The organism is Terrisporobacter glycolicus ATCC 14880 = DSM 1288 (genome assembly GCF_036812735.1).
GTDB classification, from domain to species: Bacteria; Bacillota; Clostridia; order Peptostreptococcales; family Peptostreptococcaceae; genus Terrisporobacter; species Terrisporobacter glycolicus.
On record NZ_CP117523.1, the window covers coordinates 1,206,801 to 1,223,646 of the forward strand.

Here is a 16,846-nt window from a genome sequence, read left to right on the forward strand (position 1 = left end):
ACTTTATTACTTTCTAAGAGTATGATACAGAAGGACGAAGTTTTAAAGGAGGTAGTATAATAGAATGTCGCCAAAGTTAATCACAATGTTTAGAAATAATGAAATAAGTGGTGACCTAATGAAAAATGATATAATAGCTGGTTTTATAGTAGCAATAATAGCTCTTCCACTATCTATAGCTTTAGCTATATCATCAGGAGTGTCACCAGAGAAAGGCCTTATTACAGCTATATTTGCTGGATTTATGATATCTTTTTTAGGTGGTAGTAAAGTACAAATAGGAGGACCTACAGGTGCTTTTGTAGTAATAGTTTATGGGATTGTAAAAACCTACGGAATTGATGGACTTATTATTGCAACCATAATGTCTGGAATAATACTAATTATTATGGGTATGCTGAAAATGGGAAATCTTATAAAATATGTTCCGCAAACTGTTACAGTTGGATTTACTAGTGGAATTGCAGTTACTTTACTTATTACACAAATTAAAGATTTATTAGGATTAAATATAAAAGATGTTCCCGCCGAAGCATTATACAAAATAGCAGCATACATAGAAAATATAAATAGTTTTCATTTAATTACATTTTTAATAGGCTTAGCATGTATTTTGATAATGGTATATTGGCCAAAAGTAAATAAAGGTGTACCAGCATCAATAATTGCATTAGTATTTGCCACATTAGTTGTAAAAATATTTAGTTTAAATGTTGATACAATTGGAAGTTTATATTCTAATATATCATCAACTATACCAATGCCAAGCATTCCTAAAATTAATATGGATAAAATAATTCAATTAATTCAACCAGCCATAACCATAGCAGTTTTGGCTTCAATAGAATCACTCTTATCTTGTGTTGTTGCAGATAAAATGATAGATGATAAACATGACTCAAATAGTGAACTTGTAGCACAAGGTTTTGGAAATATTGCTTCAGCTATATTTGGAGGAATACCTGCAACAGGTGCCATAGCGAGAACAGCTGCAAATGTTAAAAATGGAGGAAGAAGTCCAATATCTGGGATTATCCATGCCATTACACTTCTTTTAATAATGATATTATTAATGCCATTAGCAAAAATGATTCCTATGACAGTTTTATCTGCAATATTAATAATAGTTTCTTATAATATGGGTGAGTGGAAAGAAATGAAGGAAATGATGAGCTTACCTAAAATAGATGTAGTTGTTCTTTTATCAACATTTATATTAACAATAGTATTTGATTTGGTTATAGCCATAATAGTTGGTATGAGTATACATTTAATTGCTGTTTTATTTATAAATAAAAGTGATGATAAAGCTACTGAAGAAGTTGCTTAATACATAAGTATTTTTTGAAATAAATATTGACTCTATACTTAGTATAGACTTTATAATATACCTTAGTATTTTAACAGGAGGTATATTATGGTTACAGAATTTTTAAGTTATGCAATACCATCTGCTTTGGCAAACTTTATTTCGTCTTTATATACAGTAATAGATGGAATATTTGTAGGGCAAGGTGTTGGTGATACGGCTTTAGCTGCCGTAAATATAGTACTTCCTTTTACTGTTGTATTGTTTGGAATAGCAAGTATGTTAGCAGTAGGTGGAGGGGCATTAGTATCAAAAAATGTTGGTGCTAATAATATTGATAAAGCATTAAATATATTTAGACAAGTAATGAAATTATTATTAATAATATGTATAGTTACAACTATAGTTTGTGTGACGTTTCCAGAACAAATAGTTAGGATGCTTGGTGCAACAGATAATTTAGCACCTATGGCAACAGAATACTTAAGATATTATGCAATCTTTTGCACACCAAACTTAGTAGGTATAGTATTAAATTCATTTGTTAGAAATGATAATAGACCAAAACTTGCAATGGTTTCAACTATAGCAGGTGCCATTACAAATGTAATTCTTGATTATGTATTTATATTCCCATTAGGTATGGGTATAAAAGGAGCCGCAATAGCTACTGGACTTGGACAAATAGTTACAGTTTCAATGCTATTACCACATTTCTTAAGAAAAAGAGGAGTATTAAGCTTTGGGAATGCATCATTAAACAAAGATACTTTAAAAGAAGTATTAAACGTTGGATTCCCATCATTCTTTGGACAATTAAGTTTCTCAATAATAGTATTCTTACACAATATCGCATTCTCAAATTACATGGGAGAAATAGGAATATCAACATATAGTATAATAAACTATATAACAACAAATATATATATGGTATTATTAGGATTAACATTTGGAGCACAGCCGCTTATAAGTTATAATTTTGGTAGAAAAGATAAACATAAAATGTTGAAATTCTATAAAATTAATGTAATATCATCTTTAGTAGTAAGTATAAGTGCAGCAGCAATTTGTTATGTATTTGGAACTAGTGTAGTTGGAATATTTACAACAGATCCTAAAATAGCTGAGCTTGCTTATAATGGTATAAAAATAGCATGTCTTGCTTATATAGTAGGAAGTGTAAACCTAGATACATTGGTTTATTATCAAGCAGTAGAAATACCTTTATTCTCGAATTTATTCTGCATATTTAGAGCAATGGTATTTTTACCAATATGTTTATATGTATTACCTAAAATATTTGGGTTAAACGGAATTTGGGTAAGTGTTTTAACATCAGAATCATTAACATTTATAGTTATGTATATAATCGCTAATGTAAAAAAATATACAGATATTGTTTTAAATAAAGAAAAAAAATCAGAAGCACTTGAAGAAGCTGCTATTATGTAGGTATAATGAGGACATTAATATTTAAATTAATGTCCTTTTTGCATACATAATTTTGGAGGTGATAAATTGGGAAAGTATTTATCTATTGGTCAAATGGGAAAACTAAATAACTTATCAGTACAAACTTTAAGACATTATGAAAAGGTAGGATTATTAAAACCTTCTTACATAAATGAAGATACAGGCTATAGGTATTATTCTATGAAAGATTTTAATACTATAGATTTAATAAAACAGTGCAAGGCTATGGGCTTATCTTTAGAAGAAATAAAAGAAGTTACAAACAACTACACATCTTTGGAATCTATAGTTGAGATATTGGGTAATCAAAAGAAAATAGTAACAGAAAAAATGAAAGAGTTAGAAAATATAAAAAATAAAGTGGAATCCTTAGAAGCTAAAATAAAAATATCCTTAAACAGAGGAATAAATGACATTTTTATAAAACACAATGAAGAAAGAAAATTTATTCAGTATAACTTTACTGATCGTTTTTCTGATGAATTCGAAATTAACTTAAGAAAAATTCTTTTGGAAGTAGAAAGAGATTATGAAAATATTAATGCAGAAATAGCTTTCACCGTATCATATGAAGATGTGAAAAGAGAAGGACGAGCGGAGTGCAAAAACGTAATGATTAATTTGGGAGAAAATGTGTATTTTAAAGACGATAAAATAATTTCAATGAATAAAGGAAATTATTTGACCATGTATTTTGATGATACTTACAGAGATTCAGGCAAATATTATGAGGTGATTATGAAATACATAGAAAGTAATAATATAAAAACTATTGGAGATTTTAACGAAATATATATAATGACTAGAGTGGGAAATGATGGAGAAGAAAAATCCCTTGGACAAATAGAAATTTTAATAGAAGATTAGTTAAAATAAAAAATAAGCTATCAAAAAAATTCATGATAGCTTGTTTTTATTTCAAAATTTTACATTAATTAATTATGTAATCTGTTGGTAATGTATATAATCTTTATAAGTATATATTTATATAGTATAACTTATGAATTAAGTGGGGATTTATGTAAGGAGGTATTTTATTGAAAAATAGAAGAAAGTATTTATTCATTGGAATAATATTATTGGTTATTACAAGTTTGTTTTTTATAGGAAGTCTTGAATGGAAAAGTATAAATAATAATAGTCCTAAGATAGATATGAATGTAAATACAAATTTTAATTTACCACAAAACCAAATAGAATATATACAGTCACTAGTAGGACTGGAATCAAAGGATATAAAAATATTGGATAATCCATTGAGAATAGAAGGAAGTTTTTATATACCAGAAGATACAATATTAAGTTTTGTTGATCACTATTTGAAAAATACAAACAATAAAGATATTGAAAATATAAAAATTACAATTAATGAAAATGGATTAACTATAGGAGGTCAATATAAGCTTCTTGCTTATTTAAAAACACCAATAGATATAGATATATTACCTACGTTAACTGAAAATAATGATTTGAAACTTAACTTAAAAGATATTAGAGTATTAAATTTAAGTTTAAATAACGATATTGTTGATGCTATAGCTGATAGTTGGTTCTCAAACTTGGACAGTATTACTGTGGATAAGGGAGATATAATAATAGATAAAACTTTTTTTAAAAATACCAATATAAAATCAATATCTGTTGAGGAAGATTATTTAGTAGCGAATTTAAGTATAAGGTTAAAATAAAATTGATAGATTAGTTTCTATCTTTTTTTATTTAAAAAATACAAAAAAATGTTTAGGAAAAAGTTTTCTAGGTATCTATAATAATAAGAAAAATTTGTTAATTAATAAACTATCACAAAAATTAAGCTAATCAAAAATCATTTCTTAAGATGTCAAAATTAAAAAAGATTATTTTTAGGGGGAGTTAAAATGGATTGTAATAGTTGTAAAATGTGCAAAAGTGCAGATGAAAGATTGGAAAGTTTCGTAGCAAGTAAGGAGTTTGACACAGCATTTCACAGAACAGAAACTCAAAAGCAAAAATGTGGATTTGGCTTACAAGGAGTTTGTTGTAGACTCTGCTCCAATGGACCTTGTAGAATAACACCTAAATCACCAAAGGGAATTTGTGGAGCAGATGCAGATACAATAGTAGGTAGAAATTTTTTAAGAGCAGTTGCATCAGGTTCAGCATGTTATATTCACGTAGTAGAAAATACAGCTCTAAATCTAAAACATGTGGGGGAAACAAAGGGAATAATCAAAAGTGAAAAAGCATTAAATCATTTAGCTAAAAAATTAGGGATAGAAGCTGATGATAAATATGAAAAATGTATTAAAGTAGCAGATGCAGTTTTAAATGATTTATACAAACCTAGATTTACAAAAATGGAACTTGTTGAAAAAATAGGATATGGACCAAGAGTAGAAAAATGGAAAGAGTTAGGGATTATGCCTGGTGGAGCTAAGTCAGAAGTATTTGACGGAGTAGTAAAATCATCAACAAACTTAAACTCAGATCCAGTAGATATGTTAATGAGTTGTTTAAGCCTTGGAATTTCAACAGGACTTTATGGATTAACACTTACAAACCTTATAAATGACATAATGCTAGGTGATCCAGTTATAAGAATGGCACCAGTTGGATTTAGAGTAATAGACGAAGATTATATAAACATAATGATTACAGGACATCAACATTCAACATTTACATCATTCCAAGAAAAATTAAAAGAAGAAGAAGTTGTGGAACTTGCAAAAGCAGTAGGAGCAAAAGGATTTAGACTTGTAGGATGTACATGTGTAGGTCAAGATTTACAACTTAGGGGAGAACATTATCAAGAAATATTTGCAGGTCATGCAGGAAATAACTTTACAAGTGAAGCAGTATTATCAACAGGTGCAATAGATATGATAGTTTCAGAATTTAACTGTACAATACCAGGGCTTGAACCTATAGCAGATGAATTAAAAGTTAAAATGATATGTCTTGATGATGTTGCTAAAAAGAAAAATGCAGAATATATTTACTTAGACAGAAATAAATACGATGAAATAGATAGGAAATTAATAAATGAAGCTTTAGAATCTTATAAAAATAGAAGAAATGAAGTGAAAATAGATATACCAAAAGATCATGGATTTGAACAATCTTTAACTGGTGTTAGTGAAAAGAACTTAAAAGAATTTTTAGGTGATTCATGGAAACCATTAGTAGACTTAATAGCTAATGGAACAATTAAAGGTGTAGCAGCAATTGTTGGGTGTTCAAATATGACTGCTGGTGGACATGACATAAATACAGTTGAGCTAACTAAAGAATTAATTAAGAGAGATATTATAGTATTGTCAGCAGGATGTTCAACTGGAGGACTTGAAAACGTAGGATTAATGTCTCCAGGAGCAGAAGAGTTAGCAGGAGAAAATTTAAAAGCTGTATGTAAACAACTTAACATACCGCCAGTATTAAATTTTGGGCCATGTCTAGCAATAGGTAGACTTGAAATAGTTGCAACAGAATTAGCAGCATACTTAGGAATAGACTTACCGCAGCTTCCACTTGTACTTTCTGCACCACAATGGTTAGAAGAACAAGCACTTGCAGATGGAGCATTTGGTCTAGCGTTAGGTCTTCCTCTACACTTAGCTCTTCCTCCATTTATAACAGGAAGTAAATTAGTTACAGAAGTTTTAACAGAAGGTTTAAAAGATATAACAGGAGGTCACGTAATAGTAAACCCAGATCCTAAATCAACTGCAGATCAGTTAGAAGAAATAATAATAGATAGAAGAGTAAAACTTGGGTTAAAGGATGTGGAATCTTATGCATAGAATTTTAATTGATAAGGACTTATGTAAGGGTTGTAAAAGTTGTGTTCTAGCTTGTATGTTAAGAAATAGTAATGTTGAAAATATATACACATTAGATTTAGATAGTATAGATACTGAAAGTAAAAATCATATAGAAATGGACAGAAATAATAAACCAGTACCTATATTTTGTAGACATTGTGATGAGCCAGAATGCGTAATGACTTGCATGAGTGGAGCTATGAGTAAAGACGAAGAGACGGGAATAGTTTCATATGATGAGAGTAAATGTGGATCTTGTTATATGTGTGTAATGTCATGTCCATATGGTTTATTAAAAATAGACGATAGAAGCAAACAAAAAATATTAAAATGTGATTTATGTAAAAACGAAGAAATTCCTAAGTGTGTAGCTATGTGTCCTACAGGAGCTATCGAGCTACAAAAGGAGGATGCTTATGCTAGATAAATTATTTAACAAATTATCATCTAATAAAGAAAAAAATTATATTGAAATAAAAAATACTCCAAAGAAATATGTGATTTTAGGAGCAAGTGCAGCAGGAGTAAATGCAGTAAAAACTTTAAGACAATTAGATCCAAAGGGAAATATTACACTTATATCAAAAGATGAAAAGATATATTCTCGTTGTATGTTACATCATGTTATTTCAGAACATAGAAGTGTGGAAAGTATTAATTTTGTAGATATAGATTTTATGGAAAAAAACAATATAAAGTGGATAAAAAATGCTGAAGCAAAAAGTATAGACACTGAAAGTAAAATAGTAAACTTACAACTAGAAAAGATAAGTTATGATAAATTACTAATAGCAACAGGAGCAAAATCTTTTGTGCCTCCAATAAAAAATGCAAAAGAAGGAAATAATATTTATTCCCTTAGAGATATTGAAGATGCAATCTATATAAAGGAAAAAATCAAAGAGAGTAAAAAAGTTGCGATAATAGGAGCAGGCCTTATAGGCATAGATATATTGACATCACTTTTAGATAAGGGGAATTTAGAAGTATCTTTAATTTATCCAAATGAGTATATATTAGATTTACAACTTGATAAATATTCAGCTAAAGTATATGAAAGCAAATTTATAGAACTTGGTGCAAAATTATATTCTTCTTTACCAGTAAATCGAATTGTATTAGATGATAATAAGAATGTTAAAGGTGTTGAACTGGGAGACAGTAGCATAGTTGAGTGTGATTTATTAATAATTGCTACAGGAGTTAGACCTAATACAGAGATTGTGGCTAATACTAATATAGAAGATAACAGAGGAATAGTTATAAATGATAAATGTGAAACTACAGTAAAAGATATATATGCGGCAGGAGATGTAGTTGGCAAAAATGCCATTTGGCCATTAGCTGTAAAACAAGGAATTGTAGCAGCTTACAATATGGCAGGAGTTGAAAAAGTTATAGACGATAAATTTACTTTTAAAAATAGCATGAACTTTGCAGGGATACCAACAATTTCTTTAGGAATAGTTATACCACCAGACGATACTTATGATGTAATTACTAGATGTGACAAGGATGGATATAAAAAGTTTGTTATAAAGGATAATGTAATAACAGGATTTGTTGCCCAAGGAGATATTTCTTATACAGGACCTATTACTTATCTAATAAAACATAAGATCGAGATATCTAATTTAAGAGATAGAGTTTTTGATATTGGATATGCTGATTTCTTTTCCATAAAAGAAAATGGAGAGTTTGAATATAGCATTTAGGAAATTTTATATAAACTTAACAAAAACAGCTGATTTAAATAATCAGCTGTTTTTGCATATTAAAAAGTATTATGTTTATTTTATAATGTATAATATAAATGATTATTTTTTATGTATTTTTATTAAGACAAACTTACCATGCAATATAAAATATAATTGATAAAAAAAAAGATATAGTTTAAACTTAATTACTATAACAAGAAATTTTTAAGGATGTTAAAATAAATGGGAAATATTTCGAAAATGAGAAAAAGTATTACGTTAAAATTATTTTTGCTTCTATTTATGCTTATATTATTAATATCATTTGCTATTTCCTTTTGGGAAGTGAAAAATACTAATAAAATAGTAGATAAAGAAATGAAAGTAATGAGAGAACAAGTTTTAGATGAAGTGGCAAATAATATATCTATATTACTGTCGAATGTGGAAATCATGGGAGATAATATTGTAGTTGATAGTAACTTAATGGAAATATTGGCGACTTCTTATAAAGATATTTCTTCTGATAAGAGTTTAGAAAAAAATACAAATTCATATGTAGAAGGATTATTAAATGATGTGGTGTGGGAATATGGAAGATATAATATGAAGCCAGAACTATATATAGTAGGAAATAATGGATATACATATAGCACCTATTCAAAAAATAAATATCATTTAAAAAATATAAAAAAAGAACTGTGGTATGAAGAAATTGTAAAGGCAGATGGAGATACAGTTTTAATTAATACATATAAAGATGAAAATGGTATAGGCCCTTATAAAAATATTTTTAAAATGGGAAGGTTAATTAAAGATATTATAACTAATGAGACTTTGGGAATTTTAATAATGGATATAAGTGAAACGATGTTGTATGATAGATATTCAAAAATAACAGATTATGGGACAGATATTTACATAACAGATTCAAGTGGAAAAATTATATCGAGTAAAGATAAAAGAGACATTGGTAAAAACTATGAAGATATATCAAATAATAATGCAGAGTTTGAAGGCCATATGAAAAATAACACCAAAATTATTTCTAAAATCGAAGAATATAATTGGAAAATAATACAAGAAATCCCAAGCAATATTAGTATGAAAATATCAAATCAAATTGTATCTATAACAACTCTTATAATAATATTAGTAAGTTTTATAGCTTTAATAATCACATATAAACTTTCAAAGTGGATTACAAAACCGATTATACAGACAAAAGATAAAATGCAAGAAGTAACTGGTGGAAACTTGAAGTCACACATTATTGTTAATAGAGATGATGAAATTGGAGACTTACAAGACTCATTTAATAGTATGGTAAACCAACTTAGTACATCTATAGAAAATATAAAAGAGTCTGAAAAACAAAAGCGTGTTGCAGAGCTAAGCTTTTTACAAGCACAAATAAATCCACATTTTTTATATAACACTTTGAGTGGAATTAGATTTTTAATATCTATGGAAAAAAATGAAGAAGCTGAAGAAATGTTATATAGATTTACAAAGTTGCTTAGAGCTATATTACCAAAAGCAAGTGAAATGATTACTTTAAGAGAAGAAATTGAAAATATAAGAAACTATGGGGAATTACAACAAATGAGATATCCAAATACTTTTGTAATTGAATATGATATTGATGAAACAATACTAGATTTTAAAGTTCCTTCATTTATATTACAACCCATATTAGAAAATGCAATATTATATAGTATGGAAAAGGAAAATAATTTCGGTAATATAAAAGTTACTGCTTTTGAAGAAAATGAATATATTAAAATAATAATTGAAGACAACGGAATAGGTATGTCAAAAGATAAATTGATAAATGTGTTAAATAAAGGTGCAAGTATAAACTCTATAGGTGTTACTAATGTAAATGAAAGAATCCAATTAAATTATGGAATAAAATATGGATTGAAAATAGAGAGTATAGAAGGTAAAGGCACAAAGGTTATATTTATGTTACCAAATTTAAGGGAGGATATATGCTAAATATTTTAGTAGTTGAAGATGAAGCTCCAATAAGGGATTGGATAGTATATAATATTTCAAAAATTTCAGATGATTATAAAGTATTAGGCAGTGCAAATAATGGAAAAGAAGGATTTGAATTAGCTAAAAAATTAAATCCAGAAGTGATAATAAGTGATATAAAAATGCCATTGATGGATGGAATTGAACTTACAAAAAATGTAAAAGAAATAATGCCAAATGTTTACGTAGTATTATTAAGTAATTATGCAGAGTTTGATTATGCAAAGCAGGCTATAAGTTATGGTGTATTTGAATATTTAATTAAATCAGATATAAGACCAGTGGAATTAAAAGAAGTATTTTCTAAAATTGAAGAGGATATGATTATTAAAAAAGAAGTAATTGTTAATAAAGAAAATGAAAGTATAGAAGTGGATAAAGATGAAAATAAATATTCAAAATCAATAACAATGGCACTTGAATATATTGATTCTAATTATAAAGAACCTATTTGTCTAGCTGATATATCTAAAAATGTATTTTTATCACATGAATATTTTTCAAGATTATTTAAAGAAGAAGTGGGAGAAAATTTCTCAACATATCTTACAAACTATAGACTAAATAAAGCAGAGTATCTTTTAAAAAATAGCGATATGAAGGTGGGAGAAATAGCATTGGAGGTTGGATATCAAAATCCAAGCTATTTTTCTAAAACATATAAAAAATACAAAGGTATATCTCCAGATGATGATAGATATTAAGGTAAATATAAATGAAGAAAGCTCACATTAAGACAATAGTAATATTATTTATAGTAATGTTATTTATGATTTATTTAGTAGATAGTAACAAAAGAAATTTACTTTATTATAATGAAGAAGAAAAAAAAATATTTAAGATAGCTATTATATTTAATCAAACAGGACTTGGAGATAAGTCATTTAATGACTTATGTTATGAAGGTATGCTAGAAGCTCAAGAAAAATTAGGAATAGAATTTGATTATATACATGTGAAAAATAATGACGATTATGATGGAGCATATTTAAATTATGCAAAAGATGAACAATATGATTTAATAATAGGGTTAGGAGAAGAACAGGAAGATGCTATTAAAAAAATAGCTGAAGAATATCCAAAACAAAGATTTACTATTATAGATTCTAAGTTAAGTTTACCTAATGTTAGCTCAATATACACTAGGTGGAATGAACAAACTTTCTTAAATGGTGTTTTAGCAGGATTGTGTACAACTGAAACGAAACAAGAAAGTGACAGCGTAGGTGTTATTCTAGGGAAAAATCTAAGCTATTTGGAAGAAGGTGCCATTGGATTTGAAGCTGGAGTAAAATATATTAATCCTAATATAAATGTAATAAAGGCTTCCGTGGGAGATTTTGATAATCCAGCAAAAGCAAAAGAAATTGGTCTTCTAATGCATAAAAAGGGTGTGAATTATATTCAGCAACTGGCAGGTCAATCGGGATTTGGTGTATTTGCAGCTGCAAAAGAAATGAATAAATATGTTTTTGGTGTGGATGCTAATCAAAATGTATACGAGCCAGATTATATAGTTTCAACAGCAACTAGGTATGCCAATGTAATCATATATAATGAGATTGAATCTATAGTAAATGATAAGTGGATGCCGGGAATAAAAGAGTTAGGACTTAAAGATGATGTTATAGGATATGAAAGAGAAGGTTCTAATGTTGAAATTCCTTCTAACATAATTAAAAAAGTAGAAGAAATAAAAAAACTAATTATTGATGGAAAAATTATAATACCATCTACTCAAGATGAACTAGATAAATATTTAAATAATAAAAAATAACTCACATTTATGGTGGGTTATTTTTTTTATTAAATATCAATATTTTTACAAAATGTCAAAATTATTGCATGTTATTGTATATTTAAAGTTATATTTACAAAAATACATCAATATTGTTACAAGAAACCTCAATATAATTTATGTAAAGAAAATGTTTTCCTTTGTATAATTAAATATATAAAATGTAGTGAGATAATTATAACACATAAGGGGGAAAAACCAATGAGAATGTACGATATTATATCTAAAAAAAGAGACAAGGAAGAACTAAGTAAAGAAGAAATAGAATTTTTTGTAGAAAAGTATACAAATGGTGAAATACCAGATTATCAAACATCTGCATTATTAATGGCAATATATATAAATGGATTTACTAAAGAAGAAACTGCAAATTTAACTATGGCAATGGTTAATTCAGGAGATATAGTTGATTTAAGTATGATAGACGGAATAAAGCTAGATAAACATAGTACTGGTGGAGTTGGAGATAAAACATCTTTAATATTAGTACCTATGGTTGCAGCAGCGGGAGGAAAAGTTGCTAAATTATCAGGAAGAGGACTCGGACATACAGGAGGAACGTTAGACAAATTAGAGTCAATACCAGGCTTTGATATATCTGTGGAGGAAGACAAATTTAAAGAAATGGTACAAAATGCAGGGCTTGTTATTGCAGGGCAAACACAAAACTTAGTACCAGCAGATAAAAAAATATATGCGCTTAGAGATGTAACTGCAACTGTTGACAGTATACCTTTAATAGCAGCAAGTATAATGAGTAAAAAAATAGCTTCAGGATCTGATGCAATATTACTAGATGTTAAATATGGCGAAGGTGCATTTATGAAAACCGCTGAAAATGCTGAAGAATTAGCAAAAGCTATGGTTAGTATAGGAAAAAGTTTAGGAAGAAATACTTCTGCTGCAATAACCTTAAATGGAGAGCCTTTAGGATATGCAATAGGTAATGCTCTTGAATTAAAGGAAGTTATAGAAATATTACAAGGAAAAGGACCAGAAGATTTAAGAGAATTAGTTCTTCAATTAGGATCAAGAATGTTAATGCTTGGTGAACTAGTTGAAACTATGGAAGAAGGAAGAAAAAAATTAGAGGAATGCTTACAAGATGGAAGTGCACTAGCTAAATTAAGAGAATTAGCTGTACTTCAAGGAGGAGATCCATCTGTAATAGATAATTCTGAGTTATTTACAATAGCACCTCTAACTCATGAAGTTAAAGCTACTAAAGAAGGATATGTATATGCATTAAATGCTGAGAAAGTAGGAATATCTTCATTATTAACAGGAGCTGGAAGACACACTAAAGAAGATGATTTAGATTATGGAGCAGGAATTATTTTAGAAAAGAAAATGGGGGATTATGTGAAGGTAGGAGATGTATTAGCAACTCTTTACTCATCAGATGAATCTAAGTTTGAAAAAGCAGAAGAAGAGTTATTAAGTGCTTATACCATAGCAGATGAAAAAGCTGAAAAAGCTCCAATAATTCATAAAATAATATAGAAATTAAAAACTTTAAAATAAACAGTATTTAATAGGAGAGATACAATGGATAATAAAACTATTTTAAAAACAGTAGATCACACTTTGTTAAAGCAAACATCAACTTGGGAAGATATAAAAATAATATGTGACGATGCTATAAAATACGAAGTAGCATCAGTATGTATACCACCTTCTTTCGTAAAAAGAGCAAAGGAATATGTGGGAGATAAAATGCAAGTTTGTACAGTAATAGGATTCCCAAATGGATACAATACAACTGATGTAAAAGTATATGAAACAAAAGATGCTATATCTAAAGGAGCAGACGAAATAGATATGGTGATAAATCTAGGAATGTTAAAAGAAAATAGATTTGAAGAAATAGAAGAAGAGATAAAAGCAATAAAAGAAGCATGTGGTGAAAAAATATTAAAAGTAATAATAGAAACTTGTCTTTTAACTGAAGAAGAGAAAATTGCTATGTGTAAATGTGTAACAAATGCAAAAGCTGATTATATAAAAACTTCAACTGGATTTAGCAGTGGAGGAGCTACAGCACAAGATTTAAAACTATTCGCTGATAATGTTGGAAAAGATGTACTTATAAAAGCTGCAGGTGGAATATCTGACTTAGAAACTGCTTCTCAGTTTATAGAAATCGGAGCTACAAGACTTGGGACAAGCAGAATAATAAAATTAATAAATAATGAAGAATGCTCAGGGTATTAATATGAAAAAATTTAATAGAGTATTTTTAACAGTATTAGACTCTGTAGGCATAGGTTCTTTAAATGATGCAAAAGAGTATGGGGACGAAGGTGCTAATACTCTTTGCAACATAGCTAAAGCTGCAGGAGGATTAAATCTTCCAAACATGCAAAAAATGGGTCTTGGAAATATAGAAAAAATAGATGGTGTAAAATCTGTAAAAAATCAAATAGCTTATAGTACAAAATGCGGCGAATTATCTAAGGGAAAAGATACAATAACAGGACATTGGGAAATGACAGGAATACTTATAAAAGAACCATTTAAAGTATTTACAGATACAGGATTTCCAAAGAAATTAATAGATGAACTTGAAAATAAAAGTGGTCATAAGTTTATGGGAAATATTTCAGCATCAGGAACAGAAATAATAAAAAATTTAGGAGAAGAACATATAAAAAGCAAAGCGTTGATTCTATATACTTCAGCAGACAGTGTATTACAAATTGCTGCAAATGAAGAAATTATACCTTTAGAAGAACTTTATAGAGTTTGTGAAATAGCTAGAGAAATTACTCTAAAAGAAGAATATAAGGTTGGTAGAATTATAGCCAGGCCTTTTGTAGGAACAAATAAAGAAAACTTTAAACGTACAGCAAACAGAAAAGATTATGCGTTGAGACCACCGAAAAGCACAATATTAGATGCTCTTAAAGATAGAAATTTAGATGTGGTAGGTATAGGAAAGATAGGAGATATCTATTCTTATCAAGGTATAACTAAAAGTATAAAAAGCAAAAGTAATGAAGATGGGATAAATGAACTTATAAATATAGCAAAAGAAAATTTATTTGAGGGACTAGTGTTTTTAAATTTAGTAGATTTTGATGCATTATTTGGTCATAGAAGAGATGCTATAGGTTACAAAAATGCTTTAGAATCTTTTGACAATAAGCTTGGAGAATTAATTAAAGAAATGAATGATGATGATTTATTAATTATCACAGCAGATCATGGAAATGATCCAACATTTAAAGGAACTGATCATACAAGAGAATACGTTCCAGTTTTAATTTACAATAAAAATTTAGAAAACCCTATTAAATTAAATGAATTAAACTCCATGGCGGATATTGGAATGACTATCTTGGATAATTTTAATGATGATAACAAAGAATATGATTTTGAAATAGGAAAATCATTTTTAGAATTAATAAAATAAAAAATGGGAGAATAAGATGACGATATTAATTAATATTTTAGGAATAATGGTAGTAGTATGTGGGCTATATTTATTTTCGTCCAATAAGAAAAATATAGATAAAAAGATGATATTAAAAGCCCTTATATTACAATTTATATTAACTTTTTTATTAGTAAAGTTCCCTTTGGGGAGAATAGGTATTCAAAAAGTATCTGATGTTGTTACTAATGTATTAAGTTATGGTAGAGAAGGCTTAAACTTTGTATTTGGATCATTATCTGATTCAGGTGCTCCTACAGGAATGATATTTGGTATATCAGTTCTTGGAAATATTATATTTATCTCTGCTCTAGTTGCAGCTCTATATTATTTAGGAATTATAGGCGCTGTTGTTAAAGTAATAGGTGGAGCAATAGGTAAAGTGCTTGGAACTAGCAAGGTTGAAAGTTTTGTTGCTGTTGCAAATATGTTTCTTGGACAAACTGAATCACCAATTCTTGTATCCAAATATTTACATGGAATGAGTGAAAGTGAAATAATGCTTGTTTTAATATCTGGTATGGGAAGTATGTCAGCCACTGTTCTTATGGGGTATGCAGGAATGGGTATACCAATGGAATACTTATTAATAGGTGGAGCCTTAGTTCCTCTAGGAAGTATAATAGTTTCTAAGATACTTCTACCAGAAAATAAAAAAGAAGAATTAGCTAAATCAAAGGAAGACGTTACTAATATAGAGGATACACCTATAGAGGCAGAAATTGCGGAACCTATAGCTACAGAAATAGTTTCTGATGAAGTAACAATAGACAATAAAGGTGATAATGCCAACTTAATATCAGCTATAGCTCAAGGTGCTAACGATGGACTTAACATGGCTCTTGGTATAGGTGCATCACTTATTGCAATTATATCTTTAGTTGCTCTTGTTAATGGAGCCTTAGGAGCAGTAGGCCTTTCTCTAGAAAAAATTCTATCTTATGTATTTTCTCCTCTTGGATTCTTAATGGGATTAGATAAGGCAGAAATCTTTACTGCATCTCAATTACTTGGAAGTAAATTAGTATTAAATGAATTCGTTGCATTTGGCCAACTAGGACAAATAATAAATGGATTAGATTATAGGACTGGTCTTATGATGACAATATCTTTATGTGGATTTGCTAATATATCTTCAATGGGTATATGTATATCAGGTATATCAGTATTTTGTCCAGAAAAAAGAAATCAACTTGCGAAACTTGCTTTTAGAGGAATGATAGGTGGTTTCTTAGTAAGTTTATTAAGTGCTTTAATAGTTGGAGCCGTAGTCGCTATATAAATTATATG

General features: G+C 28.5%; 14 protein-coding genes. All 14 read left to right on the forward strand.

Going from position 1 to position 16,846, the window contains the following annotated elements:
* Positions 1 to 64 precede the first annotated feature (64 nt).
* The 14 genes from TEGL_RS05955 (at position 65) to TEGL_RS06020 (ending at position 16,838) form a co-directional block, all read left to right on the forward strand.
* Positions 65 to 1,330, forward strand: coding sequence for a SulP family inorganic anion transporter (locus tag TEGL_RS05955; RefSeq protein WP_081617830.1), 1,266 nt, complete (start codon positions 65 to 67; stop codon positions 1,328 to 1,330).
* Between the two features lie 87 nt (positions 1,331 to 1,417).
* Positions 1,418 to 2,761, forward strand: coding sequence for an MATE family efflux transporter (locus TEGL_RS05960; protein WP_018589284.1), 1,344 nt, complete (start codon positions 1,418 to 1,420; stop codon positions 2,759 to 2,761).
* A gap of 66 nt (positions 2,762 to 2,827) precedes the next feature.
* A complete protein-coding gene (locus tag TEGL_RS05965; RefSeq protein WP_018589285.1) occupies positions 2,828 to 3,649 on the forward strand; it encodes a MerR family transcriptional regulator in 822 nt (273 codons plus the stop codon).
* Positions 3,650 to 3,819: 170 nt separating this feature from the next.
* Entirely contained in the window at positions 3,820 to 4,470 is a 651-nt protein-coding gene (locus TEGL_RS05970) for a hypothetical protein (RefSeq protein WP_018589286.1), read from the forward strand.
* A 189-nt stretch (positions 4,471 to 4,659) separates the two neighbouring features.
* Positions 4,660 to 6,561 carry an anaerobic carbon-monoxide dehydrogenase catalytic subunit gene (gene cooS / locus TEGL_RS05975; RefSeq protein ID WP_018589287.1) on the forward strand — a complete coding sequence of 634 codons (1,902 nt, stop codon included), beginning with the start codon at positions 4,660 to 4,662 and terminating at the stop codon, positions 6,559 to 6,561.
* Positions 6,554 to 7,009 carry a 4Fe-4S dicluster domain-containing protein gene (locus tag TEGL_RS05980; protein ID WP_018589288.1) on the forward strand — a complete coding sequence of 152 codons (456 nt, stop codon included), beginning with the start codon at positions 6,554 to 6,556 and terminating at the stop codon, positions 7,007 to 7,009. Before cooS ends, TEGL_RS05980 begins: the two co-directional genes overlap by 8 nt.
* On the forward strand, positions 6,999 to 8,297 hold the full coding sequence (locus tag TEGL_RS05985; protein ID WP_018589289.1) for an NAD(P)/FAD-dependent oxidoreductase: 1,299 nt from the start codon (positions 6,999 to 7,001) through the stop codon (positions 8,295 to 8,297). The genes TEGL_RS05980 and TEGL_RS05985 overlap by 11 nt, the downstream gene beginning before the upstream one ends.
* 225 nt (positions 8,298 to 8,522) lie before the next feature.
* Positions 8,523 to 10,280, forward strand: a complete 1,758-nt coding sequence (locus tag TEGL_RS05990) for a cache domain-containing sensor histidine kinase (protein ID WP_018589290.1) — start codon at positions 8,523 to 8,525, stop codon at positions 10,278 to 10,280.
* Positions 10,274 to 11,026 carry a response regulator transcription factor gene (locus TEGL_RS05995; protein ID WP_018589291.1) on the forward strand — a complete coding sequence of 251 codons (753 nt, stop codon included), beginning with the start codon at positions 10,274 to 10,276 and terminating at the stop codon, positions 11,024 to 11,026. Before TEGL_RS05990 ends, TEGL_RS05995 begins: the two co-directional genes overlap by 7 nt.
* Before the next feature lie 11 nt (positions 11,027 to 11,037).
* Positions 11,038 to 12,099, forward strand: coding sequence for a BMP family ABC transporter substrate-binding protein (locus TEGL_RS06000; RefSeq protein ID WP_018589292.1), 1,062 nt, complete (start codon positions 11,038 to 11,040; stop codon positions 12,097 to 12,099).
* A 222-nt stretch (positions 12,100 to 12,321) separates the two neighbouring features.
* Complete coding sequence (locus TEGL_RS06005) at positions 12,322 to 13,623, forward strand: pyrimidine-nucleoside phosphorylase (RefSeq protein ID WP_018589293.1); 1,302 nt, start codon at positions 12,322 to 12,324, stop codon at positions 13,621 to 13,623.
* A 45-nt stretch (positions 13,624 to 13,668) separates the two neighbouring features.
* Positions 13,669 to 14,334 (forward strand): deoxyribose-phosphate aldolase, encoded by a 666-nt coding sequence (gene deoC, locus TEGL_RS06010; protein ID WP_018589294.1) that lies wholly within the window; start codon positions 13,669 to 13,671, stop codon positions 14,332 to 14,334.
* Position 14,335: 1 nt separating this feature from the next.
* Positions 14,336 to 15,535, forward strand: a complete 1,200-nt coding sequence (locus tag TEGL_RS06015; RefSeq protein WP_018589295.1) for a phosphopentomutase — start codon at positions 14,336 to 14,338, stop codon at positions 15,533 to 15,535.
* Between the two features lie 16 nt (positions 15,536 to 15,551).
* A complete protein-coding gene (locus TEGL_RS06020) occupies positions 15,552 to 16,838 on the forward strand; it encodes a NupC/NupG family nucleoside CNT transporter (protein ID WP_018589296.1) in 1,287 nt (428 codons plus the stop codon).
* The last annotated feature ends 8 nt before the right edge of the window (positions 16,839 to 16,846 follow it).

Coding starts and splice junctions, on each gene's coding strand:
- TEGL_RS05955 (WP_081617830.1), top strand. CDS start 65: ATGTCGCCAAAGTTAATCACAATGTTTAGAAATAATGAAATAAGTGGT.
- TEGL_RS05960 (WP_018589284.1), top strand. CDS start 1,418: ATGGTTACAGAATTTTTAAGTTATGCAATACCATCTGCTTTGGCAAAC.
- cooS (WP_018589287.1), top strand. CDS start 4,660: ATGGATTGTAATAGTTGTAAAATGTGCAAAAGTGCAGATGAAAGATTG.
- TEGL_RS05980 (WP_018589288.1), top strand. CDS start 6,554: ATGCATAGAATTTTAATTGATAAGGACTTATGTAAGGGTTGTAAAAGT.
- TEGL_RS05985 (WP_018589289.1), top strand. CDS start 6,999: ATGCTAGATAAATTATTTAACAAATTATCATCTAATAAAGAAAAAAAT.
- TEGL_RS05990 (WP_018589290.1), top strand. CDS start 8,523: ATGGGAAATATTTCGAAAATGAGAAAAAGTATTACGTTAAAATTATTT.
- TEGL_RS05995 (WP_018589291.1), top strand. CDS start 10,274: ATGCTAAATATTTTAGTAGTTGAAGATGAAGCTCCAATAAGGGATTGG.
- TEGL_RS06000 (WP_018589292.1), top strand. CDS start 11,038: ATGAAGAAAGCTCACATTAAGACAATAGTAATATTATTTATAGTAATG.
- TEGL_RS06005 (WP_018589293.1), top strand. CDS start 12,322: ATGAGAATGTACGATATTATATCTAAAAAAAGAGACAAGGAAGAACTA.
- deoC (WP_018589294.1), top strand. CDS start 13,669: ATGGATAATAAAACTATTTTAAAAACAGTAGATCACACTTTGTTAAAG.
- TEGL_RS06015 (WP_018589295.1), top strand. CDS start 14,336: ATGAAAAAATTTAATAGAGTATTTTTAACAGTATTAGACTCTGTAGGC.
- TEGL_RS06020 (WP_018589296.1), top strand. CDS start 15,552: ATGACGATATTAATTAATATTTTAGGAATAATGGTAGTAGTATGTGGG.